The 24713-nt window shown below is 71.7% G+C and carries 22 protein-coding genes; 14 read left to right on the plus strand and 8 right to left on the minus strand.

The features are described 5' to 3' along the window. The first annotated feature begins 42 nt into the window (after positions 1 to 42). From HNP84_RS21905 to HNP84_RS53275, 3 genes are all read left to right on the plus strand, one after another. Entirely contained in the window at positions 43 to 1206 is a 1164-nt protein-coding gene (locus HNP84_RS21905; protein WP_185051654.1) for an acyl-CoA dehydrogenase family protein, read from the plus strand. Between the two features lie 105 nt (positions 1207 to 1311). Further along, positions 1312 to 1980, plus strand: a complete 669-nt coding sequence (locus HNP84_RS21910) for a DUF4240 domain-containing protein (RefSeq protein ID WP_185051655.1) — start codon at positions 1312 to 1314, stop codon at positions 1978 to 1980. 295 nt (positions 1981 to 2275) lie between these two features. Further along, the gene (locus HNP84_RS53275) at positions 2276 to 3514 is read left to right on the plus strand and encodes an SNIPE associated domain-containing protein (RefSeq protein WP_312925432.1); all 1239 of its coding nucleotides are present in this window, start codon (positions 2276 to 2278) and stop codon (positions 3512 to 3514) included. A gap of 303 nt (positions 3515 to 3817) precedes the next feature. Here HNP84_RS53275 and HNP84_RS21920 read toward each other — a convergent pair whose 3' ends face one another. Continuing rightward, a complete protein-coding gene (locus tag HNP84_RS21920) occupies positions 3818 to 4060 on the minus strand; it encodes a hypothetical protein (protein WP_185051657.1) in 243 nt (80 codons plus the stop codon). Positions 4061 to 4319: 259 nt separating this feature from the next. Between HNP84_RS21920 and HNP84_RS21925 the strand changes: the two genes are divergently transcribed. After that, a complete protein-coding gene (locus HNP84_RS21925; protein ID WP_185051658.1) occupies positions 4320 to 5150 on the plus strand; it encodes a hypothetical protein in 831 nt (276 codons plus the stop codon). On the opposite strand, the gene HNP84_RS21930 is transcribed toward HNP84_RS21925, so the two are convergent. From HNP84_RS21930 to HNP84_RS21940, 3 genes are all read right to left on the minus strand, one after another. Continuing rightward, positions 5147 to 5368 (minus strand): hypothetical protein, encoded by a 222-nt coding sequence (locus HNP84_RS21930; RefSeq protein WP_185051659.1) that lies wholly within the window; start codon positions 5366 to 5368, stop codon positions 5147 to 5149. The genes HNP84_RS21925 and HNP84_RS21930 overlap by 4 nt on opposite strands. Positions 5369 to 5494: 126 nt before the next feature. Further along, on the minus strand, positions 5495 to 5842 hold the full coding sequence (locus HNP84_RS21935; RefSeq protein ID WP_185051660.1) for an STAS domain-containing protein: 348 nt from the start codon (positions 5840 to 5842) through the stop codon (positions 5495 to 5497). 158 nt (positions 5843 to 6000) lie between these two features. Beyond that, a complete protein-coding gene (locus HNP84_RS21940; protein ID WP_185051661.1) occupies positions 6001 to 7494 on the minus strand; it encodes an LCP family protein in 1494 nt (497 codons plus the stop codon). Positions 7495 to 7595: 101 nt separating this feature from the next. Here HNP84_RS21940 and HNP84_RS21945 point away from each other — a divergent pair, with 101 nt between their 5' ends. Next, positions 7596 to 8648 carry a glycosyltransferase family 2 protein gene (locus tag HNP84_RS21945; protein WP_185051908.1) on the plus strand — a complete coding sequence of 351 codons (1053 nt, stop codon included), beginning with the start codon at positions 7596 to 7598 and terminating at the stop codon, positions 8646 to 8648. On the opposite strand, the gene HNP84_RS21950 is transcribed toward HNP84_RS21945, so the two are convergent. Beyond that, complete coding sequence (locus HNP84_RS21950) at positions 8629 to 9990, minus strand: SDR family NAD(P)-dependent oxidoreductase (protein WP_185051662.1); 1362 nt, start codon at positions 9988 to 9990, stop codon at positions 8629 to 8631. The two genes, HNP84_RS21945 and HNP84_RS21950, sit on opposite strands and share 20 nt — an antisense overlap. A gap of 193 nt (positions 9991 to 10183) precedes the next feature. Here HNP84_RS21950 and HNP84_RS21955 point away from each other — a divergent pair, with 193 nt between their 5' ends. The 9 genes from HNP84_RS21955 to HNP84_RS21995 all read left to right on the plus strand — a co-directional run bounded on the left by HNP84_RS21955 (position 10184) and on the right by HNP84_RS21995 (position 20450). Next, entirely contained in the window at positions 10184 to 11716 is a 1533-nt protein-coding gene (locus HNP84_RS21955) for a CDP-alcohol phosphatidyltransferase family protein (protein ID WP_185051663.1), read from the plus strand. 37 nt (positions 11717 to 11753) lie between these two features. Next, positions 11754 to 12362, plus strand: a complete 609-nt coding sequence (locus tag HNP84_RS55125; protein WP_281396219.1) for a DUF5941 domain-containing protein — start codon at positions 11754 to 11756, stop codon at positions 12360 to 12362. A 144-nt stretch (positions 12363 to 12506) separates the two neighbouring features. After that, positions 12507 to 13241 carry a phosphocholine cytidylyltransferase family protein gene (locus HNP84_RS21965; RefSeq protein ID WP_185051665.1) on the plus strand — a complete coding sequence of 245 codons (735 nt, stop codon included), beginning with the start codon at positions 12507 to 12509 and terminating at the stop codon, positions 13239 to 13241. A 5-nt stretch (positions 13242 to 13246) separates the two neighbouring features. Beyond that, complete coding sequence (locus HNP84_RS21970; RefSeq protein WP_185051911.1) at positions 13247 to 14287, plus strand: iron-containing alcohol dehydrogenase family protein; 1041 nt, start codon at positions 13247 to 13249, stop codon at positions 14285 to 14287. Further along, on the plus strand, positions 14265 to 15032 hold the full coding sequence (locus HNP84_RS21975) for a CDP-alcohol phosphatidyltransferase family protein (RefSeq protein ID WP_185051666.1): 768 nt from the start codon (positions 14265 to 14267) through the stop codon (positions 15030 to 15032). Before HNP84_RS21970 ends, HNP84_RS21975 begins: the two co-directional genes overlap by 23 nt. Before the next feature lie 211 nt (positions 15033 to 15243). Continuing rightward, positions 15244 to 16119, plus strand: a complete 876-nt coding sequence (locus HNP84_RS21980) for a glycosyltransferase (RefSeq protein ID WP_185051667.1) — start codon at positions 15244 to 15246, stop codon at positions 16117 to 16119. A gap of 1317 nt (positions 16120 to 17436) precedes the next feature. After that, complete coding sequence (locus HNP84_RS21985; protein ID WP_185051668.1) at positions 17437 to 17880, plus strand: hypothetical protein; 444 nt, start codon at positions 17437 to 17439, stop codon at positions 17878 to 17880. Next, a complete protein-coding gene (locus tag HNP84_RS21990; RefSeq protein WP_185051669.1) occupies positions 17877 to 18206 on the plus strand; it encodes a transcriptional regulator in 330 nt (109 codons plus the stop codon). The genes HNP84_RS21985 and HNP84_RS21990 overlap by 4 nt, the downstream gene beginning before the upstream one ends. Positions 18207 to 18419: 213 nt before the next feature. Then, positions 18420 to 20450, plus strand: coding sequence for a pyridoxamine 5'-phosphate oxidase family protein (locus HNP84_RS21995; protein WP_221336559.1), 2031 nt, complete (start codon positions 18420 to 18422; stop codon positions 20448 to 20450). Positions 20451 to 20486: 36 nt separating this feature from the next. Here HNP84_RS21995 and HNP84_RS22000 read toward each other — a convergent pair whose 3' ends face one another. From HNP84_RS22000 to HNP84_RS22010, 3 genes are all read right to left on the minus strand, one after another. Next, positions 20487 to 21254 (minus strand): acetoacetate decarboxylase family protein, encoded by a 768-nt coding sequence (locus HNP84_RS22000; RefSeq protein ID WP_185051670.1) that lies wholly within the window; start codon positions 21252 to 21254, stop codon positions 20487 to 20489. Between the two features lie 72 nt (positions 21255 to 21326). Then, positions 21327 to 22457, minus strand: a complete 1131-nt coding sequence (locus HNP84_RS22005) for a glycosyltransferase family 4 protein (protein WP_185051671.1) — start codon at positions 22455 to 22457, stop codon at positions 21327 to 21329. Positions 22458 to 22545: 88 nt separating this feature from the next. Next, on the minus strand, positions 22546 to 24513 hold the full coding sequence (locus HNP84_RS22010) for an acyltransferase family protein (RefSeq protein WP_185051672.1): 1968 nt from the start codon (positions 24511 to 24513) through the stop codon (positions 22546 to 22548). Positions 24514 to 24713 lie beyond the last annotated feature (200 nt).

A 24713-nucleotide genomic window follows, 5' to 3' on the forward strand; every position in this document is an offset into this window, starting at 1 on the left:
GTGCCCCGTGGCGTAATTTGTTGGACGTCCTAGTATCTGTCTATGAGCTTCCCTCTCTATGCGCCGGCCGAGGAGCACGAGATGCTTCGCGAGGCCGTGCGGGCCCTGGCCGACGAGAAGATCGCCCCGCGCGCCGCCGAGGCGGACGAGGCCGAGGAGTTCCCCTGGGAGGTCTACAAGGACCTCGTGGCGGCGGACTTCCATGCCGTGCACGTCCCCGAGGAGTACGGCGGCTCCGGCGCCGACGCCCTCGCCACGGTGATCGTCATCGAGGAGGTGGCCCGCGCCTGCGCCTCCTCCTCCCTCATCCCCGCCGTCAACAAGCTGGGCACGGTGCCGCTCCTGCTGTCGGCGTCGGAAGAGCTGAAGCAGCGCTACCTCCCCCCGGTCGCCCGCGGCGACGCCATGTTCTCCTACGCCCTGTCCGAGCCCGAGGCCGGCAGCGACGCCGCCTCCATGAAGACCAGGGCCGTACGCGACGGCGACCACTACGTCCTCAACGGCACCAAGATGTGGATCACCAACGCCGGGGTGTCGGAGTACTACACGGTCATGGCCGTCACCGACCCCGACGCGGGCGCCAAGGGCATCTCCGCCTTCGTGGTGGAGAAGAACGACGAGGGCGTCAGCTTCGGCCCCAAGGAGAAGAAGCTCGGCATCAAGGCCAGCCCCACCCGCCAGGTCCGCCTCGACAACGTCCGCATCCCCGCCGACCGCATGATCGGCGCCCCCGGCACCGGCTTCCGCACCGCCCTGGCCACCCTGGACCACACCAGGATCACCATCGCCGCCCAGGCCCTCGGCATCGCCCAGGGCGCCCTGGACCACGCCATCCGCTACGTCAAGGAGCGCAAGCAGTTCGGCCGGCCCATCGCCGACTTCCAGGGCCTGCAGTTCATGCTCGCCGACATGGCCATGAAGCTCGAAGCCGCCCGCCAGCTCACCTACGCCGCCGCCGCCAAGAGCGAACTCGCCATGCACGGCACCCCGGTCAAGGACCTCACCTTCTTCTCCAGCGCCGCCAAGACCGCCGCCAGCGACGCCGCCATGGAGATCACGACCGACGCGGTGCAGTTGTTCGGCGGCTACGGCTACACCCGCGACTTCCCGGTGGAACGCATGATGCGCGACGCCAAGATCACCCAGATCTACGAGGGCACCAACCAGATCCAGAGAATGGTCATGGCCCGCCAGCTTCTCAAATAGCCGAAACAACCGGCCCGATGACCCGGTCCGCCCACGTGAGGAGGGCCGGGTCTGCCGTTTCTGCCGCCTGGCGCGAGAGCCCTTGGGATGTCGTGATCGCTGTCCATGGACCTTGACGGTTTCTGGGAGCTGATCGAGCGCTCTGGCCGGGAGACGGAGACAAAGGCCGCACGTACGGCCTGGCTGCAGGAGCGCCTTTCCGCCCTGCCGGTGGAGGACATCATCGACTACGAGCGCTGGTGGACACTCGCCGCCAACCGCGGCTGTTCCTGGGACATGTACGCGGTGTTCTGGGCGCTGATGGGCCGGGGCTCCTCGGATGGGTTCGAATACTTCGTGAACTGGCTGATCGGCATGGGCCGCGATGCCTTCGAGGCGGTGGCCGACAATCCCGATCGGGTGATGGAGTTGCCGCAGGTCCGGCACGTTCTGGAGCTGAGACGCTCCTTCTTCCGCGGCTATGAGCGGACGACCTGGTCCAAGGACGGCCGATTCCGCCTGACACGGATCACCTCCGAACGGCGTTCGATTTGGACGAACGATGAGTGGCCCGAATTCGAGATGCTGGGCTGTGTGAGCTTCGAACCCTACGAGAAGGCGACCGGACTGGGGACGGACAGCCTCGGGGAGGCGGTCCGTGCCCGCGGTATCGAGGCCAAGTTCCCGTTCATCACCTACCATGCGGAGCCTGGCGGCGACTCATGGGACCTCAGCGACAAATCGGAATTCATCCGCCGGCTTCCCCAGGTCGCTCGTTACCGCGGTATTTCCTGATCATGGCTGCTGTGGTTTCGTCATATCGGCGGCGGTAAACCACAACGCTGAGACGGCTGTCCTTTCTTCTGTGGCGGTTATCGCCGGCCGTGACGGAAGTGAGGAGTGTGCGGAGATGGAGTACCGGTTCAACTCGCCCCCCGGATGGCCGGTGCCCCCGCCTGACTGGCGCCCGCCCGCGGGGTGGCAGCCCGATCCGTCCTGGCCGCCTGCCCCGCCTGGCTGGCCGTTCTGGGTGGCCGCGGAAACGGCGCCCGCTCCGCCCCAGGCCGCCGTCCCCCCTCCCCGACCGGCCGTGCCCGAGCGTAGTGGAGGGTTCTTCACCGGCAAGAAGAAGCTGGAGGCGGAGAACGCCGAACTGCGCGCCTGGATCGACCGGCTCGGCGCCATGGAGGCCGTGCAGGTCTCCGCCATGGTGCGCGACCTGTACGAGCAACAGGCCGAGCTGGGCAAGGCGATCGAGGACGCCGGCCGCCGGCTCATGGAGGTCCAGCGCCAGATCGTGCTGACCGAGGAGACGGCCCTGCTGCAGGAGGTGGGAGTCTACGAGTACCGCCACCCGCTGACCGACGCCGTCGCCTACAAGGACAGGCTCGCGGAGATCAGGTCGCGGATCAAGGCGATGGCCAGGGACGGCAATGCGGTGGTCGGCGCCACCAACTGGCAGGTGAACGGCTCACTGGCCGAAGGACGCCGCATGGTGCGCGACTTCTCCAAGCTGATGTTGCGCGCGTACAACGCCGAGGCCGACAACTGCGTGCGGACCATGAGGCCGTACAAGCTGCAGTCGGCCATCGACCGGTTGGAGAAGGCGGTCCAGTTGATCGTCAAGCTCGGCAAGACGATGAACATCCATGTCACCGTGGAGTACCACCGGTTGCGGCTTCTGGAGCTCGAACTGACCGCCGACCATCTGGCGAAGCAGGAGGAGGAGAAGGAGCGCGTACGCGCCCAGCGTGAACGGCAGCGGGAGGAGGAGGCCGCGCGCAGGGAGTTCGAGCGCGAGAAGGCCAGGCTGCGCAAGGAGGAGGCACACTACCGTGCCGCCCTGTCGAAGGTGCTGGCCAACGGGGACGAGGGCGCGGTGGCGGAGCTGAAGGCCAAGCTGGAGGAGATCGGAGCGGCGGTCAGCGATGTCGAGGCACGAGAGGCCAACATCCGGGCCGGATACGTGTACGTGATCTCGAACGTGGGCGCCTTCGGGGACAACGTGATCAAGATCGGCATGACGCGCAGGCTGGAGCCCGAGGACCGGGTGCGGGAGCTGGGCGACGCCTCGGTGCCGTTCAAGTTCGACACGCACGCGCTGATCTTCAGTGACGACGCGGTCGGGCTTGAGGCGCGCCTGCACGCCGCGCTGAGCGAGCGGCGCGTCAACAAGGTCAATCTCCGCAGGGAGTTCTTCCACGCCACGCCGGCAGAGGTGAGGGAACTGCTGGAGAAGATCGCCGGACAGCATCTCCTTGAGTACCGGGACCTGCCGGAGGCGCTGGAGTGGCGCCAGTCCCGGCGGGCGGGGGAGGAGACGGCGTGAGGTGTGTCGGCTGGGATCGGCGGCGTGTGGGGGTGCCTACGGTGCGGCGGAGGGGCCGGCCGACCTGGCCGCGATGAGGGCTGCGGCGATGTAGAGGATCTGCTCCGGGATGCACGGCCGCAGGGGGTGGGCTCGCCGCCCTGGAACGGTACGCCGGCGAGTGCGGCTGCTGGGAGTTGTGGTAATCGTTGCTTTCGATATCGTGGTGAAAAGCGAGGTTTCTGGAATTCATGACTTCCGCTGATAACCGAATGTATGTCTGGTGAGTCATGATCGGGAAACGGCATCCCGGTGAGAGGGGCGCTATCGCCTGATCGCGGTGTACAACGCCGCGGTGCCCGCGATCCACAGGCCGGCGAAACCACCCGCCGCCGCTGCTCCGGTCATGATGGCGTCGGCGATCGGGTGGCCCCCGCCGTGGGCGAGCAGTGCGGCGGCGACTCCGACCAGGATGGAGAGCAGGAGGCCGCAGATCGCGGACCAGACCAGGCTCGCCGTGCTCGGGCGGCGGCTCCGGCCTCGGTGCCGTGTGCGGGGTTGGGTCATGGCGGTACGGATATCAGCCCGGGCCCGCGGGTGTGGGATGTCGAACGTGATCGCCGGCAACTCGGAAGACTTCGGATGACACCGGAAGTTTCCCTCTGAACTGCAACAGAATGCGCCGTTGTGAAACTTGTGATGAATCCCCACGAGAGATGTCTTGTGCGACAATGGTGGCGTTCGGGGCAAAGCCAGTGTCTAAGTCCTGCGTGCCCTCCCCCCATGCCACAGCGGGGATCCGTCATTCCTGAAGTAAGGCTCAGCCATGACCAAAACCGAGCGGGGCAACGGCGCCCTCGCGTCGCTCATCGATCGCATCCAGAAGCTGTACTACGTGGAGGCCGGGGAGCCGGGGTTCGAAGCCATAGAACGGGTCTCGGGCAGGATCCACGCCGAGTTCAGAGACGAGGACGGCCGGCTCAGGGTGCTGCCCCGATCGACGGCCTGTGATCTGGTGCGGAACCGGCACGGGAAGGTGCCGTCGTGGCAGGCCGTGCGGATGTTCGTACTGGTCTGCCACCGGATAGCCGTGGAGTCCGACCTTGGCCCGGAGCCGCTGGACGACCTGCGCGGGGAGTTCCGGGCGCTCTGGCAGGCCGCCAAGGACGAGGAGCGGTCCGCGTCCCCCGCCGACGCCGAGACGACGGGGGACATCCTGGCTCCGGCCCCCGGTGAGACCCCGGCGCGATTCACGGCCACCATGCGGCTGATGCCCGTGGAGTGGGGCCGGGTAGGGGCGCGGCGGGTCGAGCGCGCAGAGACGGGTGAGGACCCCAAGGCCGCGTACGAGCTGGCGGTGCTGTTCGCGTGCGAGGCCCACGGCGCGGGCGACGGAGAGGAGGAGCGGGAGAAGTCCGGGCAGTGGCTCCGCATCGCCGAGCACTGGAAGGCGCGGGCGACCGGCAAGGTCCCGCAGGCCGCCGCCCTGCGGTTGCGGGGGGCTTCGCTGGTCAACGCGGCTAGGGCGCTGGCGATCGAGTACAAGCAGGCCGGCAGGTCCACCAGGAACCTGTTCCTGGGGGCCGTGGCGAAGGCGGAGGCGTCGGTGGACTCCGGCGTACGTTACGAGCAGCGCCAGAGCAGTCGGATCCACTAATCGTCGGTTTTGCCGGACATGGTGTCGGCGGCGGCGTACAGCGCGAACCCGAGCACGCCCAGTGCGATGGCCGTGAAGATCTCGTAGCCGTCCAGGAAGGGCAGATTGACCAGCAGGATGGGGCGGGCCCAGGTCCAGAAGCCGAAGAGGGTGTGGATCAGGCCGGCCACCCCCTGGAGGAGGAGCAGGCCGCCGGCCAGTTCGAGCGCGCGTTTCATGGCACCAGGCTGGAGGCGGGGGGACGGGACGCGCGTCGGCCGTCGGTCGCGGAAGGGGGCTACTTTGGTCGGACTCCGGGTGCCGGTGGCGTGGTCCTCTCCGCCGGGTGGGGCGAGGCCGGGTGTTCAGGTCCGGGTGGCGAGGGAGGCTCTGGCCTGGTCGAGGTCGGGGTAGGTCTCGAAGTGGCGGTGCAGGTTGGTGATCGTGAGCAGGTGGGTGATCATGCCCTCGGGGACCGCTAGGACGAACCGGCCGCGGGCGTCGCGCACCCGGTTGAGCGTGTGCACCAGCAAGCCCAGGCCGACCGAGTCGCAGAACGGGACCTCGGCGAGGTCCAGGATCAGGCATGGAGCCTCGTCGGTGTGCAGCGCGCGGTCGATCGCCACCCTGAGTCTCGGCGTGGCGGCGATGTCGAGGTCGCCGCGCGGCTGGATCACCGTGCTCGGCCCCTCCCGCCAGGCGAGGATCTCCATGGGCAGTCAACTCCTCCCCGGGACGAACAGGTGAGGGGAGCGGGGGTCCGTACCTATGGACGCCGGGAACCGGTCACCCTACCCGAACCACGTTCAATACCGAAATACCCGTGAAATACGTAAGTATTCGGTCAAGTGGCCGGCCGGTCCGGCGAATTTCACGGTTTGCAGATGTTCTCCGTGGCGGTCTTGGCCGACGGGACCGGGGTCGCGCTGGGGCCGGTGGTCGCGGGGGTCTCGGGCTTGACCGTGACCTTCTTGACGCCGCCGTACTGGCGGCCCCGGATCACCTCGATGCGGTTGCCGATCGTGGTGACCTCGCGCAGCTCGGCGCCCGGCAGGGCGGCGGAAACGGTCAGGGCGCTGTCGCGGCGGCCGGGACCGTAACGGATCACGGTCTTCTCGTAGTCGGGCGTGGCCGTGTTGCCGGGGTCGGACGGCACCTGGAAGCCCACGCTGAGCAGGTCGGCCTTGGTCGCGGCGCCCCGGCCGGTGATGCCGGTGCCGTTGAGCACCCGGATCGCGATGCGCTCGGGCGGGACCGTCAGCTTGGGGGCGGAGGACTTGGAGGTGGACGGGGTCGGCTTGGGGGTCTTGGCGGCCGGCTTGGTCAGCGGCTCGTCGGCGGCGATGCGGCGGAACAGCTCCTTGGCCGCCGCGGTGTTCCACAGGACCGCCGACTCGCCGGTGGGGGTCTTGTAGTCGGGGTCGGCGATGGGCACCGTGGCGAAGGAGACGTCGTCGGTCGAGACGTCCTTGAGCTGGCCGGCCAGGCCGAGCAGGTCGTCGGCCAGCGCGTCGTCCACGGTCAGGGTCTGCAGGGTGCTGTTGACCAGGCTGGTGAGCTTGGCCGGGTTGGTCAGCGTGCCGGTGCTGAGCGCCTGGCCGAGCAGCGCGCTGAGCACCTGCTGCTGCCGGTCGATCCGGTCCAGGTCGGAGCGCGCGGTGGCCCGGGTGCGCGCGAACGCCAGCGCCTTCACCCCGTCCAGCTTGTACGTGCCCGGCTGCAGGGTCAGCGCGGTCTTGGGGTCGTTGATCGGCACCGGCGTGCACACCGAGACCCCGCCCAGCGAGTCGACCACGTCGATGAAGCCGAGCACGTTGACCTCGACGTAGTGGTTGATGGTCAGCCCGGTCACGTTCTGCACCGTCTTGACCGCCAGCTTCGCGCCGCCGAACTGGTACGCGGAGTTGATCTTGTGCTGGCCCTTGCCCGGGATCGTCACCCACGTGTCGCGCGGCAGGCTGACCACGGTCACCTTGCTGTGGTCCTCCGACAGGTGCACGACCATCATCGTGTCGGTGCGCTGCCCCGACTCGCGGCCCAGCTTGAGCAGGTTCTGCTGCCTGCGGGTGAGGTTGTCGCGCTTGTCCACCCCGACGACCAGGATGTTCATCGCCCCGCGCGGCTCGGAGCCGGTGACCCCGGCGTCCACCTTGCCGATCCGCCCGGCGGCGTAGTTGGGCAGCGCCCACGACGCGCAGGACCCCATCAGCACCAGGCCCGACAGCGAGCCGGCGACCGCCAGCCTGCGCCGGCGTACCCTGGCGCTCTTGGACGCCCGCGTGGCGCGGCGCGCGTTCAGCCGTACGCCGCCGTAGGCGTCGCCGCCCACGCGCACCCCCGAGCTCTCCTCCGCCGGGTCGCGCATGTGCCGCCCCCCTAGGTTGTCGTGGTCCCCGTTTTACCCTGGTCTACCTTGCCGATGAGGTTGCCGTCACCACCCGCTCGTACAGTAGCGTGAGCGCAGCCATGAAGCAGTTCCCCGACTCGCATGCGCCGGCGGCCTCTTCTCAATCGTCCGAATCTCGGAAGACATCCCGGAAGACCCGCGACTGGCCCCCCGTCTCCGTCGTCATGCCCGTGCTCAACGAGGAGCGCCATCTGCGCGAGGCCGTGCGGCAGGTCCTCGCCCAGGCGTACGACGGCCCCATCGAGGTGGTCCTCGCCGTCGGGCCATCTCACGACCGCACCCAGGAGGTCGCCGACGCGCTGGCGGCCGAGGACCCGCGGGTGCGCGTGGTGCCCAACCCGACCGGACGCACCCCCAACGCGCTCAACGCCGCCATCGGCGCCTCCACCTGCGACATCGTCGCCCGGGTCGATGGGCACGCGATGCTCCCCGGCGACTACCTCAAGGTGGCGGTCGAGACCCTGGAGCGGACGGGCGCCGACAACGTCGGCGGCATCATGGCGGCCGAGGGCATCACACCGTTCCAGAAGGCCGTGGCCCGCGCCATGACGTCCAAGATCGGCGTCGGGGGCGCGCGGTTCCACACCGGCGGCGAGGCGGGGCCCGCCGACACCGTCTACCTCGGCGTGTTCCGCCGCTCCGCGCTGGAGCGGGTCGGCGGCTACGACGAGCACTTCCAGCGCGCCCAGGACTGGGAGATGAACCACCGCATCCGCGAGACCGGCGGCCTGGTCTGGTTCGAGCCGCGCATGCGGGTCACCTACCGCCCCCGCCCCAACGTGCGCGCGCTGGCCAAGCAGTACTTCCACTACGGCCGCTGGCGGCGGGTCGTCGCGCGCACCCACGCGGGCACGATCAACATGCGCTACCTCGCGCCCCCGCTCGCCGTGCTGGCGATGGCGGCCGGGCTGGCGGTCTCGCCGTTCTTCTGGCCGGGCCTGCTCATCCCCGGCGCGTACGTCGCCGCCATCCTCGGCGGCACGGTGGTGACCGGCCGCGGCCTTGAGCCCGCGGCCCTGGTGCGCCTGCCGCTGGTCTACGCGACCATGCACATCTCCTGGGGCTGGGGGTTCATCACCAGCCCGCCCAGCCTCAGCAAGAAGCCCCGCTAGACCCCGTCACCACACCCCCGGCCGCGCCCGACACCAGGACGTCGAGCGAGGTCTCGGCGCACGACCGGGCGGTGTCGGCGTCCACGCACGACACCCGTACGCCGTGCGCCGCCCACTCCTCGGCCAGGGCGCGGGCGAGCCCGGCCACGGCGGCGCCGGCCGCCGACTCCAGGGCGCGGCCCGCCGTGCCCCGGGCGTGCGCGGCGCCGGTGTGCAGCAGCAGGTGGCCGCGCGTCTCGCGGAGGTGGGGCAGGGCGGCGCGGGCCACGTTGACCGGGCCGAGCACGCCGACCCCGGCGGCCTCGGCCACGGTGGCGTCGGCGGCCTCGGCGAGCCTGCCCATGTGCTGCAGCCGGGCGGCGTTGACGACGTAGTCGATCCGGCCGGTCTCGCCGGCCGCCTGGGCGAGCGCGTCGGCGACCGCGACCGGGTCCTCCACGCGTACGGCGTTGCGGGTGCGGGAGAAGCACCGCACCGTCGCCCCGTAGCCGGCCGCGAGCCGCGCCAGGTCGGCGCCCGCGCCGTGGTGCCCGCCGAAGACGACCATGGTCCGCCCGCCGAGCGCCGCCCGCCTGGCCGCCGCCGTGGTCGCCGGGACCTCGGCCTCGGCCAGCCGCAGCAGAGTCTCGGCCACCGCCATGTCGGCGGGGTGGGTCACCTTCAGGTTGTGCTCGCCGCCCGGCACCAGGAAGATCGGCACCTCGGGCAGGTAGCGCAGCACCACCCCCACGTCGTCGGTCGCCGGCCGCTCCAGGAAGGCCGGGTCGGCGAACGCCCGCTCGTACGCCCGGCTGATCAGCTCCAGCCGGAAGCACTGCGGCGTCTGCGCCCGCCGGTACATCGAGCGGTCGGGCACCTCGCGCACGTATTCGCCGCCCTGCGGCCCTGAGGCGGCCACCAGCAGCGTGTCGGAGGTGGGGATGGCCACTTCCACCGCCACGTGCTCGCGCAGCGCCTCGGCGCATCTGGCGATGATCGAGCGGGACACCAGCGGGCGCGCGGCGTCGTGCAGCATCACGTCGCACCGCTCCTCGCCCTCCAGCGCCCGCAGCGCGCGCCACGTGGTCTCGGGGCGGGTCGCGCCGCCCTCCAGCACCCGGCCCACCTTCTTGAACCCGCGCCGCGCCGCCAGCTCGGCCACCTCGCCGGTGTAGCCCGGCGCCATCAGCACCATGATCTCGTCGATCTCGGGGGCGTCCTCGAAGACCGCTATGGTGTGCTCCAGCATGGCCCGGCCGGCGATCTGCAGAAGCTGCTTGGGCGTGCCGTGGCCGATACGCCGGCCCACGCCGCCTGCGAGGATCACCGCGACGGTGCGCCGGCTGCTTTCGGGTGTGGCCAAAATCGGATGGTCCCTTCGGCTGGCAAAGGCGGGTCGAGTACGGATAACGCGAGCGTAATGGTCCGGAGGGGGTACTACCCGAGCACGCTCGAAACGTCACCGCGCACCCGTGATATCCGGTCAACATATCGCTACGCTGGGTGCGCGCTTCCCGTTCGTACGGCGATCCCGGCGACGGAAGGGAGAAAGCCGCTTGGCACAGTCCACGGGCCCGCAGGCCCCACAGACGGCAGCCGTCGTGCTCGCGACGACCCCCGCGGCCCGGCTGCCATGCGCGGACGGCACGATCCTCGACCGCCTCGGCGGGCAGCTCGACACCCTGCCGGTGCGCGAGGTCCACGTCGTGGCGCGCACCTCGGTGCCGGTCGGGCCCGGCCCCGCAGACGGCTCGCGCGGCCTGGTGGAGGACCTGCGCTGCGTGGCCAAGATCGCCCGAGAGTCCACCGGCGCGGTCGTCATCGTCCCCGGCGACGTGGTCGCCCACACCGAGGCGCTCGCCTCGGTGATCGAGCACCCGGCGCGCGACACCACCGCGCTCGTCTCCGACGCGCCCGGCCCCGTGCCCGGCGCGGCCCCGCCCGGCGGGCCGCTCACCCCGCCCGTGCGGATCGAGCACGGCCAGGTGGTCTCCGCGGGCAGCTCCTTCCACCACGTGCCGGCCCCCAACGGGGTCTTCCGCGGGGTCTTACAGGTCGGCGAGGCCGACCTGGGCGGCCTCGCCGAGGTGGCCGACGAGCTGGCCGACCTGGTGCGCGCGGGCAGGCTCGGCTCGGTCACCGGCGCCGAGGTGGGCGATCTGATCCTGGTGGGGCTGGTGCGCCGGGGCGTCCCGGTACGCGCCTCGCGCCTGGGCGTGCTGCACTGCGAGCGGGTGAGCGGCGCCGCCGCGGCCGACGCGGCGCTGCGCGGCCTGGCCGAGGTGGACGAGTCCGCCGCCCGCCTCGACGCCGCGATCAAGCCCGACGACGGCTTCGTGGCCACCTACCTCGTCAGCTCGTGGTCGCGCCACCTGGTCAAGCTGGCGGCCCGGCTCTCGCTCACCCCCAACCAGGTCACCGGCATCTCCACCGGGCTGGCGTTCCTGGCCGCGATCTGGTTCTCCGAGGACTCCGCGCGCGGCCGGCTGTACGGCGCGGCGCTGCTGTGCCTGTCGTTCGTGTTCGACTGCGTGGACGGCCAGCTCGCCCGCTACACCCGGTCCTTCTCCCCGCTCGGCGCCTGGCTCGACGCCACGTTGGACCGGGCGAAGGAGTACATGGTCTACATCGGCCTCGCCGCCGGATACACCGCCGGGGCCGTGGCGATCGGGCCGTGGTGGGGCACCATCTGGACCCTGGCGGTGGCCGCGATGATCCTCCAGGCGCTCCGGCACATGATCGACTTCTCGTACGCCGGCGCCCGCGCCGACGCCGCCCGCGACGCCGCGGCGCAGACGCCGCTCCCGCCCCGCCCGCTCGCCGACCCCGGCGACGCCCCCTACGCCGGCCCGCCGCCCGGCCCCGCGGGCGACAGCGGGCTCCTGCGCCTGGCGCGCGGCCTGGACCGCCGCCAGGCCACCCGCATGCTGAAGAAGGCGATCGTGCTGCCGATCGGCGAGCGCATGGCCCTCATCGCGGTCACCGCGGCCCTGTTCGACGCGAAGGTCACCTTCCTGGCGCTGCTGTGCTGGGGCGGCCTCGCCGCCGTCTACACCCTGACCGGGCGGATCGCGAGGTCCCTGTCATGACCCACCGCGCCGGGGGGAGAAGATGATCTCCGTGGACATGATTCCGGTCCCGCACAGCAGGCTCGTGGCCTACCGCGACGACGGGCCCCTGTCCCGCGGCATGGGCATGATCGTCGCCGGGCAGCTCCCGCCGCTGCCGCCCGCGCTGGCGGGCGCCTTCGTGACCGCCGTGCTGCTGCTCGTCGGCGTGGCCGGCACCGAGGGCCTGGCGGTGTTCGCCCCCGCGGTCGCGCTGCTGCTGGCCGGGCCCGGCAGCTCCCACGCCCACGACGGGCGGCTCGACTGGCTGGTGCCGCCGATCCTGCGGCTCACCGAGTACGTCTTCGTGGCCGCGGTCGGCTTCGCGCACGACGTGCCGCCGTTCGTGATCGTCCTGGTGCTCGGCGCCATGGCCTTCCACCACTACGACGTGGTCTATCGGCTGCGGCAGAAGGTCTACCCGCCGCCCTGGCTGGCCACGCTCGGCCTCGGCTGGGAGGGCCGCATGCTCCTGGTGGCCCTGGCCGGGCTCGCCGGCATGGTGACCCCGGTGTACCTGTTGCTCACGGCGTACCTGTGGGGCCTGTTCGCCTGGGAGAGCCTGACCTGCTGGCTGGCCGCCCCCAGAACGGGGCTGGACGCGGCCGACTTGGGCGCTGAGGATTAATACAATCTCAGCTCCCGGCTAACGGGCGATTACACGATCACGACCTGAAGGCAACTAACCTTTGGGCCTACGAAGTCACGCTTGGACGCCGACCGGGGTGGAGTTGAGCGCCACGGTAGGCAACGCTCGGATGAGGAGTGCACGTTGCTGGGAATGGTGCTGGCCGCCGGGGCCGGGAGACGCCTGCGGCCCTACACCGACACGCTGCCCAAGGCGCTGGTGCCGGTCGACGGCGACACCACGATCATGGACATCTCGCTGCGCAACCTCGCCGCGGTGGACCTCCGTGACGTCGTCGTCATCATCGGCTACGCCGCGCAGGCCGTCCACGACCGCAAGGACGAGCTGGAGCGGCGTCACGGCGTGAAGCTCACCCTCGTGCACAACGACAAGGCCGAGGAGTGGAACAACGCCTATTCCCTGTGGTGCGCGCGCGACTACTTCGAGCAGGGCGCGCTGCTCGTCAACGGCGACACCGTCCACCCCCACTCCGTGGAGGAGACCCTGCTCGCCGCGCCCGCCGAGACCGACATCCTCCTCGCGGTGGACGACGTGAAGACCCTGGGCGAGGAGGAGATGAAGGTCACCCTCTCGCCCGAGGGCGACCTGCGCCGCATCACCAAGCTGATGGAGCCCGCCGAGGCGTACGGCGAGTACATCGGGGCCACGCTGATCCGCCCCGGCGCCGCCGCGCGGCTGGCCGACGCGCTGCAGGCCACCTTCGAGCGCGACCCGCAGCTCTACTACGAGGACGGCTACGCCGAGATGGTCGCGCGCGGCGAGCGCATCGCCGTCGCCCCGATCGGCAAGGTCGAGTGGGTCGAGGTGGACAACCACGAGGACCTGGCCAAGGCCAGGGAGATTGCATGCCGATACTAGCCAGGATGCTCCCGGCGCCGCTGATGATGGAGGTGCGCCGGGGAGCCATCGCACAGCTCGGGCCGCTGCTCGCCGACAGCCGGGTGGCGACCTCCGGCCGGGTCGCCGTGGCGGTGGGCGCCGCCCAGGGCGACAAGATCTCCGGCGTGGTCGCGGCCACGCTGGGCGAGGCCGAGGTGTTCCGGGTGCCCGACGGGTCGGTGGACGCCGCGGTCACCCTCGGCGGCGACCTGCGCAAGGGGGCGTACGAAGCGGTCATCGGAATCGGCGGCGGCAAGACCATCGACGCGACCAAGTACGCCGCGTCGCTGGCCGGCATCCCGATGGTGGCCATCGCCACCAACCTGTCCCATGACGGCATCTGCTCGCCGGTCGCGTCGCTGGTGCACGAGGGCGGCAAGGGCTCCTTCGGCGTGCCCATGCCGCTGGCGATCATGGTGGACCTCGACTACGTGCACGACGCGCCGGCGTCGCTCGTACGGGCCGGGATCGGCGACGTGGTCAGCAACCTGTCGGCGATCGAGGACTGGCAGCTCGGCGCGGCCGAGCGCGGCGAGCCGATCGACGGCCTGGCCTGCTCCATGGCCCGCACCGCGGCCGAGGCGGTGATCGGCCGCAGCGACTCGATCGAGTCCGACGCGTTCCTCACCGTCTTGGCCGAGTCGTTGATCCTCTCTGGTATGTCAATGGTCATCGCTGGTTCATCTCGGCCATCCAGCGGCGGCGACCATGAGATCCTGCATGCCGTGGACCAGCTTTTTCCGGGCACCTCCAACCACGGCGAGCTCGCCGGGATCGGAGCCGCCTTCTGCTTCTATCTCAGGGACGACAGGTCCCGTCTCGACCAGGTCGTCGAGTGCCTGCGCCGGCACGAGCTGCCCGTCACCCCCGGTGACGTGGGGCTGAGCGAGGAGGAGTTCACCGCCGCGGTGATGCTGGCGCCCTCCACCCGGCCGGGGCGCTACACGATCCTGGAGCACCTGAGACTGTCCGAGCCCGAGGCGAGGGAGCGGGTGGAAGGCTATGTCCGGGCCGTCGGTCGCTGAGCTGAGGGTGGTCGCGCAGCCGCAGACCACCATGGACCGGCGCAGCGGCGAGCACTGGGCCGGGCTGCTCTACATGCGCCGCATCTCGGTGTACGTCACCTGGGCGCTGGCCAAGACCCCGATCACGCCCAACCAGACCACCGGGCTGATGATCCTGTTCGGGCTGCTCGCGGGCGCGGTGCTGGCGCTGCCCGGCCTTTGGGCGGCGCTCGGCGCCGCGCTGCTGGTGCAGGTCTACCTCCTGCTCGACTGCTCCGACGGCGAGCTGGCCCGCTGGACCGGCCGCACCTCGATCACCGGCGTCTACCTCGACCGGGTGGGCCACTACTTCGCCGAGGCCGCGCTGCTGATCGGGCTGGGGTTCCGGGCCTCGGCGACCCTGCCCGACTGGTACACCGTGCTCGGGTTCGCCGCCGCGCTCGGCGCCATCCTGATCAAGGCCGAGACCGACCTGGTGGACGTCGCGCGGGCCCGCTCGGGCCTGGTGGCCGCCACCGAGACGTCGGCCGGCCAGTTCCGCTCGCGCGGCCTGGGCCTGGCCCGCAAGGCCGCCGCCGCGCTGCGCTTCCACCGGATCGTCCAGGCGGTGGAGCTGTCGCTGCTCGCGGTGCTGGCCGCGGTCTGGGACGCCCTGGCGGGCGGCCTGGCCGCCACCCGGGTGCTGACCGTCGCCTGCGCGGTGGTCGCGGTGGTCCAGCTCGTGTTGCACCTGGTCAGCATCCTCGCGTCGAGGCGGCTGGCATGAGCGTGCGGGCCATGAGGAACCAACGGGCGCCTCGGCGCGTCGTAACTGGCGGACACCCACTGTTCGGTGGGGGTTTGCTAGCAGTTCGGATACGCTTATTTCCCGGTAAAACTGGAACAAGGCGCCCCGACGCAACAGCCCGACGATGCAGACTCGGTGATCATGAAAGTATGCTCCGCACCTACCATCGACGCGTCAGGACGATGACGCGTTGAAGATTTCGTGCGTCATCCTCACCATGGGCAACCGGGTCGCCGAACTGGACCGGGCGGTCGAGTCCGCCCTCAGCCAGGCCGACGGCGACGTCGAGGTGGTGATCGTCGGCAACGGCGCCGACGTGCCCGAGCTGACCGCCGCGCCCCCGCCCGGCAGCACCGTCAAGACCGTGCGCCTGGCCCGCAACACCGGCATCCCGGGCGGGCGCAACCGCGGCGTCGAGGAGTGCTCCGGCGACGTGGTGATGTTCCTCGACGACGACGGCTGGTACGCCAACCAGAAGGTCGCCGCCCACGTGCGCGAGCGCTTCGCCACCGAGCCCGACCTCGCCGTCATCTCCTTCCGGGTCATGGACCCCGAAGGCGGCAACGGCCAGCGCCGCCACGTGCCCCGGCTCCGCGCCGGCGACCCGCAGCGCTCCTCCCCGGTCACCACCTTCCTCGGCGGCGCCTGCGCGATCCGCCGCTCGGCCTTCCTCCAGGTCGGCGGCCTGCCCGAGCGCTTCTTCTACGCCCACGAGGAGACCGACCTGGCCTGGCGCCTGCTGGGCGAGGGCTACCGCATCGAGTACGACGCCGAGACGGTGATGTACCACCCGCAGGTGCCCCCCACCCGCCACGCCGACTTCTACCGCCTCAACGCCCGCAACCGCGTCTGGCTGGCCCGCCGCAACCTCCCCTGGCCCCTGGCCGTCCTCTACCTCCTCGACTGGGTCGTGCTCACCCTCCTGCGCGAACGCTCCGGCATGGCCCTGCGCGCCTGGTTCAAGGGCTTCGCCGAGGGCCTCCGCGAACCCGCCGGCGAACGCCGCCCCATGGCCTGGCGCACCGCCTGGCGCATGCTCCGCCTCGGCCGCCCCCCGATCGTCTGACAGCCGCGGCCCCGGGCCCGCCGCTCGGACGCCCCCCCTTGGGCCGGCCCACCGCCTGGCGCATGCTCTTGCCTCGTGCGTTGATCCTCTGGAGGGACGGTTCCGCGACGTGAGCCGTTCCGATGGTCGCGGACCCGGGAAAGGCCGGAACGGCGCCCTCCCGACGACCGGCGAGCCGGGACGGGGCCCGGAGCCGCCGGTCGAATCGCCGCTGCGCACGCGGGTGCCACCTGTCCCGCCCCGGTGTGCCGGGTGCACCCGCGCCCGGTGCGCCGAAGTGCGCCGGTATGCGGGGGCGTGACCGGTGTGTGTGCGCGGCGGTGGGCTGTGTGTGGAGGCGGCCGGTGTGCAGCGAGGGGGCCGCCGTAGCAGACGTGGCCGGGCGTGGGCAGACGTGGCCGGGGGTGGGCAGGCGTAGCCCGTGTGGGTGGCGGTGGCCGGGTGTGGACCCGGTATGCGCGGGGGCCCGGTGTGGGCCGATGTGAGCGCGGGTGGCCGATTTGTGTAGGCGTGGCCGGTGTAGGCAGGCGTGGCGGGTGTGCGCCGGTTGCGCCCAGTGTGCCGGGTACACCCGCGCCGGCGTGCCGAAGTGCGCACTCGATATACGCAGGTGAGGCCCGGTGCCCTGCGCTGTTCCGCCTTGCCCTGCGCTGTTCCGCCTTGCCCTGCGCTGTTCCGCCTTGCCCTGCGCTGTGCCCACACCCGTTCGCACCGGGTCCACAGCCCGGTGCGCCGGGCCGCACGGGGCCACGCTTGGGAGCGCCTGGGCGTGCCGGGTTCCGCGGGGTTCAGTCCGGCCGTACCGGGCCGTGCCGGAGACGCAGCCCGGTGCACCCGGCCGCACGGGGGCCACGCTTGGGAGCGCCTGGGCCTGCCGGGTCGCGCGGGGTTGAGCCTGGGCGTACCGGGCCGTGCCGGGGACGCATCCGGTCCACACCCAGTCGCACCGGGGCGTGCCGGGCGCACCGGGGCGTGCCGGGCGCACCGGGGCGTGCCGGGCGCACCGGGGCGTGCCGGGCGCACCGGGGCGTGCCGGGCGCATATATGGCGCAAACCGAGGCGCACCCCGCACACACCGGGCCTCACGTGCGCATATCGGGGCGCACGCCGGCAGGCCGGGCGCAACCGGCGCATCGATCGAGACCGGCCCGCCGGTCGGAGCCGTGGCGCGGGCCTGTTCATCGGCGTTCCCAGCGGCCCTTGTCAGGGCCGGGGCCGGTCGGCGCGGACCTGTTCGGCGGCCGTGTGGCCGCCTGCGTCAGGGCGGGGGAGGGCCCGCATTGACTTTCCAAGTTGGAATGTGATTGGGTTTCCAACATGGAAAGTGACAGTGCCGAAGGGCTGGCCCTCATCGCCGAAGCCCGTGCGGCCGTCGCCGATCGGCTGATCACTCCGTGGTGGTACCACCCGCTCTACGGACTGCTGATCGCCGGTTGCGTGCTCGCGTTCGGGCTCGGCAGCACCGTGCTCAAGATCGGGGGTGTCGTGCTGCTCGTCGTCGGCAGCGCGGCGCTCACCCGCCTCTATCGCCGCCTCACCGGGCTGTGGGTGTCCGGCCTGCACGCCGGTCCCGCCGGCCGGTGGATCGGCGCGTGGGGCGCGGTGACGCTCTCGGCCGCCGTCGCGGCCCTCGGGGTCGGGGCCTTGACCGGCCTGCGGTGGCCGGTGTGGTGTCTGGCGGTGGTGGGGTTCGCCGCCAGCGTCGTCCTGGGCCGTGGGTTCGACAGCGCACTGCGGGCTCAACTGAGGGCGGGCGCATGACCGAGCGGTTCGACGAGGTGGTGCACGCGCCGAACCGGCTGCGGATCTGCGCGCTTCTCGCCGCCTCGTCCACTGCCGAGTTCGCGGTGCTGCGCGACATTCTCGGCGTGGCCGACTCGGTGCTGAGCAAACATCTGAAGGTGCTGCAGGACGCCGGGTACGTCGCCATCTCCAAGCCGACCGGCCGAGGCCGGGTGAAGACCTGGGTGAGCCTCACCGCCGAGGGCAGGCGCGCCTATGCCGGGCACGTCCAGGCGCTCAAGACACTTATCGACACTCCGGGCATACCGGTTGGCTCGTCAGAGGCGCCGGACGGCCGGCGCTGAATCCGGGCGATCCCGTGTGCTCCGCGGCGATCGGATCGCCGCGGGTGGCGACCCGACGGAGACCGCGCCAGGGACGGCCGTCCCGCCTTCGATGAGGCAGCGAGAAGATGGCGCGGCCTCACCCCCTTTCCCCGTTCGAACAGCCAATGAGGTCTCACTACGATGCGATCCTTACCCGCGACCACCGAAAGCGGCCGGCCGGCGATCAGTGCCATGAGCCGGATCACGACCGTGGCGCAGCTCGAAGCGATCATCGGACGCCCTCCGGCGATGGTGATGATGAAGGAACTCGCGGAGCTGGACGACGCCGGCCGGCGCATGCTCGCCATCGCGCCGCTCGCCGGGTTCGGCTACCGCGACGACGAGGGGCGGCCCCGGACGACGGTGGTCGGCGGAAAGCCCGGCTTCGCCGAGGTCGAATCGCCGGCACGGATCGCTTTCGCCACCGACGTGGACGCGTCGGGCCCGGTCTCCTTCGTCTTCCTGCTGCCCGGCGTCGGCGAGACGCTCCGGGTGAACGGCTCGGTCGCCGAGCGATCCCCCGGCCGGATCGTCGTCGCCGTCAGCCAGGTCTACATCCACTGCGCGCGTGCGATTCTCCGGTCCCGGCTGTGGGACCCGGTCGTTCCGGCGGCGCCCGTTCCCGCCGTCGCCGACGGGCCGCTGTCCGCCCCGGGCGTCGCCGGCTTCCTGGCGGCCACGCCGTTCCTGATCGTGTCCTCCTGGGACCGCGACGGCGGCAGCGACACGAGCCCGCGCGGTGACGTGCCCGGCTTCGTCCGCGTGATCGACGGCCACACGCTGGTCATCCCGGACCGGCGCGGCAACAAGCGCGCGGACACCTCCCGCAACCTGCTCGCCGACGACAGGATCTCCGTGGCGATGCTGGTTCCCGGCCGTACCGACGTGCTGCACGTGAGCGGCACCGCCGTGATCACGGACGACGCGAGCCTGCTGGCGGACATGGCGCAGGGCGCCGCCGTCCCGCAGGCCGCGCTCATCATCACCGTGGAGCGGGCCGAACTGCGGCGCAACCAGGCCGTCGCCGCCGCGAACGTCTGGGATCGCGGCAACCGCGTCGATGCGGCCACGCTCGCGGAGCTGATGGCGCTGACCACACGGCAACTCGGGGTGAAGAAGCCGGCGCTGCGCCGCCTGTCCGGTGCGCTGGCCGTGTTCTCCCGGCTGATCCGGCGAGTCATGGACGCCACCTACCGCCGCGCGCTCGAAAAGGAAGGCTACGGCCTCGCGACCGGCACCCGCCTCGGGCGGCCGGTACGGGTGATCGACGTGATCCGGGAGACGCCCGACGCGGTCACGCTGGTGCTCTCGGGAGCCGACACCGGGTTCGCGCCCGGCCAGTTCTACACGCTCATCATGGACATCGAAGGGCGCACCTTCCGGCGCGCCTACTCGGCCACCTCCGTCCCCGGCACGGATCGGCTCGCGCTGACCGTCAAGCGGGACGGGCTGTGCTCCACCTATCTCAACGACCACGCCCGCGTCGGCACCGAGATGCGCGTCCTCGGGCCGTCCGGCGACTTCCGCGTGGCGGACCCCGCGGCGGCCGGCGCCGAGTACGTCCTGATCGGGGCCGGCAGCGGCATCACCCCGCTCATGAGCATCATCCGTACGGTGCTCGCCGCCTCGCCCGACGCCACGATCACCCTGATCTACGGCAACCGCACCGAGGCCGACATCATCTTCGCCGGCGAACTCACGGCACTGCGCGACGCCCATCCCGGCCGTCTCACGGTCCACCACGTGCTGTCTCGTCCCGGCCCGGGGTGGACCGGCCGCACCGGCCGGATCGGCCCCGATCACCTGATCTACTTAGAGCGCGCCCACTACTACATCTGCGGGCCGGCGACCATGCCGGCCGCCGTCCGCGAGGCTCTCACCGGCCTCGGCGTCTCCTCCGACCGGCTGCACGAGGAGCGGTTCACCAGCGTGCCCGCGGCCGATCCGGAGGCGGCCGATTCGGAGCAGGCCGTTCGGACGATGACGGTGGACAACGTCGGTGAGGTGGTGGTCGGCGCCGGTCAGACCATGCTCGACGCGGGCCTCGCCGCGGGCGTGCCGATGCCCTATTCGTGCACCGTCGGCAGTTGTGGCGAATGCCGGGTCCGGCTCCTCCGCGGCGAGGTGCGGGGCATCGTCGAGGACGGCGGCGTCCTGACCTGCGTCTCCTACCCGCTGACCGACACCGCCGTCGCGATCACACCGGCGGAACCCGGGGACTGAGAGCGCCGGGGACGCCGTGCCGATCCAGGATGCGGCCTACGGGGCGGAGGGGCCATCGCCCGGCAGGGGGACCGGCTCCTCTATGGTCAGGCTCACGTGCGGGGCCGTGGCGGTGAGCAGGGCGTGTTTGGGGAGGCCGAGTTCGCTGAGTTCCTTGGCCACGGGGTGGTTGCCGAGGCGGATCAGCGCGCCCCCTGGGCGGGTGCGCAGGGTGCGCAGGGTCATGGTCCACGGGGTGCGGTGCAGGCGGCCGTCGCGGTGCGCGTAGGCGTCGAGGGCGATCTCGGCGGTGCGGGGCGGGAGCGCGAGCGGGACGCCGGGCTTGAGCAGCAGGTCCAGGACGGTACGCCCGTCCTTGCGCACCAGGCACCGCTTGTACGGTGACGACAGCCGCAGGTCGATCTCGGCGAGTTCCTTGGGCAGGCCCCAGATGCCGCGGCCGGCCTCCAGGGTGAAGGTCTGGTCCACCGGGAGCCAGTGCACGAACAGGGCGGTGCCGGCGCGGCGGACGTCGGTCAGGCCCGAGAGCAGGCCGCGCGGGGGAGGGGCCGGGGAGCCGGGCGGGCGCACCATGAAGGCGACGCCGAACTCGTGGTAGGCGCCGAGGTCGGAGTCGGCGTACGAGACGAACAGCAGGGCGCACAGGGCCTTGCCGGGGAGCGCTTCGGTGACGTCGAGGCCGGAGTAGGCGATCACCGCTCGGGCGGCGTCGGCGCGGACGAGCCATGTGGCGCAGCAGGCGGTCGCGTCGCGGACGCGGACCGGCGTGGCGATCTCGCGTCCCTGGATCAGATGCCGTCCCATGGCTCAAGTAGACCAATCGCGGGGGCGCCGCGTCACGGGCTTGGGGCAAGGCGCGCCGCGTGGCGTGCCGGTTCAGGCCGCCAGGACGCGGTGGTGCGGGCGGGGACGGGTGGTGTGCGGGGCCGCGGCCCAGGCTTCGAGCTGGGTGACGAAGTCGGGGGCGTGGTCGGGCCAGTGGTAGCGCTTGCGGGCCTCGGCGTGGCCGCGGGCCCCCATGGCGACCCGGAGCTCCCGGTTCTCCTTGAGGTGCAGCACCGCCGCCACGGCCGCGTCCACATCGCCGTAGGGCACCACGCTGCCGCAGCCGACCGTGCCGACCATGGACGCCGCCATGGGCAGCGGCGTGGTGATGACCGGGACGCCGCGGGCCATGTACTCGATGACCTTGGTGGGCAGCGACTGGCGGTAGTTGGGCACGTCGTGCAGGAGCGAGAGCCCGGCCAGCGCGCCCTCGGCCATCCGCAACGCGTGCCGGTTGGGGACGTAGCCGAACCAGTCGAGCAGCCCCTCGCGCTGCGCGTCGCGGAGCACGGGGCGGATCGCCGGGTCGGCGGCCCCGACCAGGTCCAGCCGTACGCCGTGCGGGCGGAGCCTGCGGGCCAGCTCCACCAGCTCGCCGGCGCCGCGCGCCTCGGACAGGTGGCCGACGTAGATCACCCGGTCCTCGCCGGGCGGGGCGGGCGGCTGGTCCGGGACGTAGGTGGTGTTGCGGACCACCGGGTGCGTACGCGTGAACCGCGCCTGGTAGGCGTCCTCCGCCAGGATCAGGTGCAGGCGGCGCTCGGCCCGCGCCTCAAGGCGGCGTACGAGCGGCGGCAGCGCGCGGCGCAGCGCCTCGGGCAGGTAGCCCTTGACCGACAGCGCCCCGGCGGTGTCCTCGTGCACGTCCCAGACCGTCGGCGGCCGGTGGCGGGCCGAGGGCAGCGCCAGCAGCAGCTCGATGTCGTGCACGATGAGGAGGTCGGCGTCGCGGGAGCCGCGCCGCAGGGCCTTCCTGGCGGCTCTCAGGGCCTTCCTGCGCCGTACGCCCACGGCGCGCGGCACGTCGATCGGCCGTACGTCGTGCGCGGGCGTGACGTTGCAGTGGGTGAACGGGGCGACGTACGTCACCTCGTGCCCGGCCGCGAGCAGCGCCCGGATCTGCCGGTGCATGATCCGGGCGTCCTCGGGATGGTGGACCACGGTCCCGACGCATACCCTCATGCCAAAATGCTGAGTGCTTATCCCGTCATATCCGGATGCCTTACGTGAATGACGGGGTAACTGCGCCTTAACATCCCGGCGGAGATCCTTATTTGGACGTTCGGCGATACAGCCAGGTCAGCCGGGGTTCCAGGGCCCATTTGAAGATCGTGCGGGTCTCGGGCAGGCACAACACGATCGCCAGCGCGAAACAGCTCGTCATGATCGCCAGCGCGCCCAGCGGGCCGTACAGCCAGGGGACGCTGAGCCAGCCCATCTCCTTGGCGATCAGCACCGGGATGCCGTGCAGCAGGTACGCGTACAGCGTGCGGGTGCCGAGGTCGGAGAACCAGGTCTCGCCGCGCGGCACCAGGGCGAGCACGGCCGCGGTCATCACGAGCGCCCCCACGAGCAGCGCGGCCCGGGTGCCGAGCCCGACGTACCAGCTCATGTCCATCTTGGCGTAGCTGTTCTTGAAGTACAGCGGCGCCAGCTTCGCCCCGGTGTGCGCGATGTAGATGGCCACCCCGGCCGCGCCGATCAGCACGAACACCGCCGCGATCTTCACCCAGAGGCGGTTGAGGTGGTCGAAGTGCTCCGGTTTGAGCAGCAGGCCGAGGACGTAGAACGGGAGCAGGCCGAAGAACCGGTCGATGCTGAAATCGCCGGATATCTCGGAGAATCCGGCCACCAAATAGATGATCACCGCGATGAGGAGCGGCTGTTTCATCCGCGTCCACACCGGCGTGGAGATCCGCCACAGCACCAGCGCCAGCAGATACCAGTTCAGCCAGGCCGGGTCGATGATGGTCAGGCTCCACTTCTGCCCCAGCGCGACGCGGAGCAGCGCGTAGCCGACCTCCACCACCACGAACGGGATCAGCAGGGTGTCGACCAGCTTGTTGATCTTGGCGTTGGAGTGCCAGAAGTTGCGGCTCAGATAGCCGCTGATCAGCACGAACGCCGGCATGTGGAAGCTGTAGATGAAGATGTACGCGCTGCGCGCGGAGTCGGCCTCCAGCGTGGGCACCAGCGAGTGGCCCGCCACGACCAGCGCGATCAGGATGAACTTGACGTTGTCGAGGTAGGGGTCGCGGCGCTTCTTGGCCGGGGGAGCCGCGGCCTCCTCGCGCGGCCCGCCCTCGGCGTCTTCGGGGGGCGCCTCCCGTACGGCGGTCGCGGCCCGCTGCACGCCCGGCACGGGCCCGCCCGGGTCGGTCGCGCTCAGGTCGAGCGGCCGGGCGGCGGGAGCGAGTCCGGGCTCGCGGGGGTCGCCCTGGAACGCACGCGGGGCCGCGGGCCCGCCCGGATCGGTCGGGTAGCCGTCGGTGGGCCGGCCGCGCCGCCGCCCGGCGCCGCTTCCCGGAGCGGGGACGTCGGCGGGGACCCCGCCGAGGGCACCGCCTGGGGCACCGCCTGGGACACCGCCTGGGACACTGCCGGGCGCACCGCCTGCAACGCTGCCCGGGGCGCCGCCTGAGGCCATGCCAGGGGCGCCGCCTGAGGCCATGCCAGGGGCGCCGCCTGAGGCCATGCCAGGGATGCCGCCTGAGGCTCTGTCAGGGGCGCTGCCGAAGGTGCCGTCGGGGGTGTTGTCGGGGGCGCTCGACTCGTCCCAGGCGGGGGTGCGCGTGTCGCTCCACGTGGGCGCGGCGTCCCAGCCGGACCCGCGCGGCGGGGCGGAGTCCCAGTTGGGCGGCGCCGGGTCGGGCCCCCGGTCGGGCTCCTTCCAGAAGGAGAACGACTCGCCCTGCGTGTCGCGCGGCTCGGCGGGCGCGGCGGGGGCCGTGGGCCACGGGGTCTCGCCCGTGGCCGTGCGCCGGTCGCGGATGAAGCCGGGGTACTCGGGGGCGGGCTCGTGAGGCGCGTCGGGGGCCGGGCGGGACGAGGCGCGCTCGTAGGGCATGCCGCGCCGGGCCGGCCGTGGCATGCCGTCGTGAGCGTCGTCGTCCGTCCAGGGGCGCGGCGGGGAGGGCGCCCCGGTGGCCTGCGCGTCGGCGGGACCCTCGGGGCGGGCGCTGGTCGCGCCGTCGCTCCGCGAGCCCGGAACCTGGAAGGAGGATCGGGTGTCACTCACGGGGGAACGCTCGGCTATCTATCGGAGACTGGGGGTGGCCGGACACGGGAGCCGAGACGCCGCGGGGGACGGCCCGGCGACTCGGGCTGGCTCCCTCGCCGACCCACCTACCCTAACGGCCCGGCGATCGGATGTCGCGGCCCAGCCGGAAGAAACCGTTCACCCGAAGGTCATTGTCAGCTTTCCTCCAGCGATCACCG

The sequence above is a fragment of the Thermocatellispora tengchongensis genome (assembly GCF_014202315.1).
Classification (GTDB): Bacteria; Actinomycetota; Actinomycetes; order Streptosporangiales; family Streptosporangiaceae; genus Thermocatellispora; species Thermocatellispora tengchongensis.

What these genes read in the sequence shown, in the direction of transcription:
- HNP84_RS21940 (WP_185051661.1), bottom strand. Translation starts at nt 7,494, where the DNA reads ATGCGCGACCCGGCGGAGGAGAGCTCGGGGGTGCGCGTGGGCGGCGAC.
- HNP84_RS21910 (WP_185051655.1), top strand. Translation starts at nt 1,312, where the DNA reads ATGGACCTTGACGGTTTCTGGGAGCTGATCGAGCGCTCTGGCCGGGAG.
- HNP84_RS22000 (WP_185051670.1), bottom strand. Translation starts at nt 21,254, where the DNA reads ATGGGACGGCATCTGATCCAGGGACGCGAGATCGCCACGCCGGTCCGC.
- HNP84_RS21930 (WP_185051659.1), bottom strand. Translation starts at nt 5,368, where the DNA reads ATGAAACGCGCGCTCGAACTGGCCGGCGGCCTGCTCCTCCTCCAGGGG.
- HNP84_RS21990 (WP_185051669.1), top strand. Translation starts at nt 17,877, where the DNA reads ATGACCGAGCGGTTCGACGAGGTGGTGCACGCGCCGAACCGGCTGCGG.
- HNP84_RS22005 (WP_185051671.1), bottom strand. Translation starts at nt 22,457, where the DNA reads ATGAGGGTATGCGTCGGGACCGTGGTCCACCATCCCGAGGACGCCCGG.
- HNP84_RS21985 (WP_185051668.1), top strand. Translation starts at nt 17,437, where the DNA reads ATGGAAAGTGACAGTGCCGAAGGGCTGGCCCTCATCGCCGAAGCCCGT.
- HNP84_RS21975 (WP_185051666.1), top strand. Translation starts at nt 14,265, where the DNA reads ATGTCCGGGCCGTCGGTCGCTGAGCTGAGGGTGGTCGCGCAGCCGCAG.
- HNP84_RS21925 (WP_185051658.1), top strand. Translation starts at nt 4,320, where the DNA reads ATGACCAAAACCGAGCGGGGCAACGGCGCCCTCGCGTCGCTCATCGAT.
- HNP84_RS21935 (WP_185051660.1), bottom strand. Translation starts at nt 5,842, where the DNA reads ATGGAGATCCTCGCCTGGCGGGAGGGGCCGAGCACGGTGATCCAGCCG.
- HNP84_RS21920 (WP_185051657.1), bottom strand. Translation starts at nt 4,060, where the DNA reads ATGACCCAACCCCGCACACGGCACCGAGGCCGGAGCCGCCGCCCGAGC.
- HNP84_RS55125 (WP_281396219.1), top strand. Translation starts at nt 11,754, where the DNA reads ATGATTCCGGTCCCGCACAGCAGGCTCGTGGCCTACCGCGACGACGGG.
- HNP84_RS21970 (WP_185051911.1), top strand. Translation starts at nt 13,247, where the DNA reads ATGCTCCCGGCGCCGCTGATGATGGAGGTGCGCCGGGGAGCCATCGCA.
- HNP84_RS21905 (WP_185051654.1), top strand. Translation starts at nt 43, where the DNA reads ATGAGCTTCCCTCTCTATGCGCCGGCCGAGGAGCACGAGATGCTTCGC.
- HNP84_RS21995 (WP_221336559.1), top strand. Translation starts at nt 18,420, where the DNA reads ATGAGCCGGATCACGACCGTGGCGCAGCTCGAAGCGATCATCGGACGC.
- HNP84_RS21945 (WP_185051908.1), top strand. Translation starts at nt 7,596, where the DNA reads ATGAAGCAGTTCCCCGACTCGCATGCGCCGGCGGCCTCTTCTCAATCG.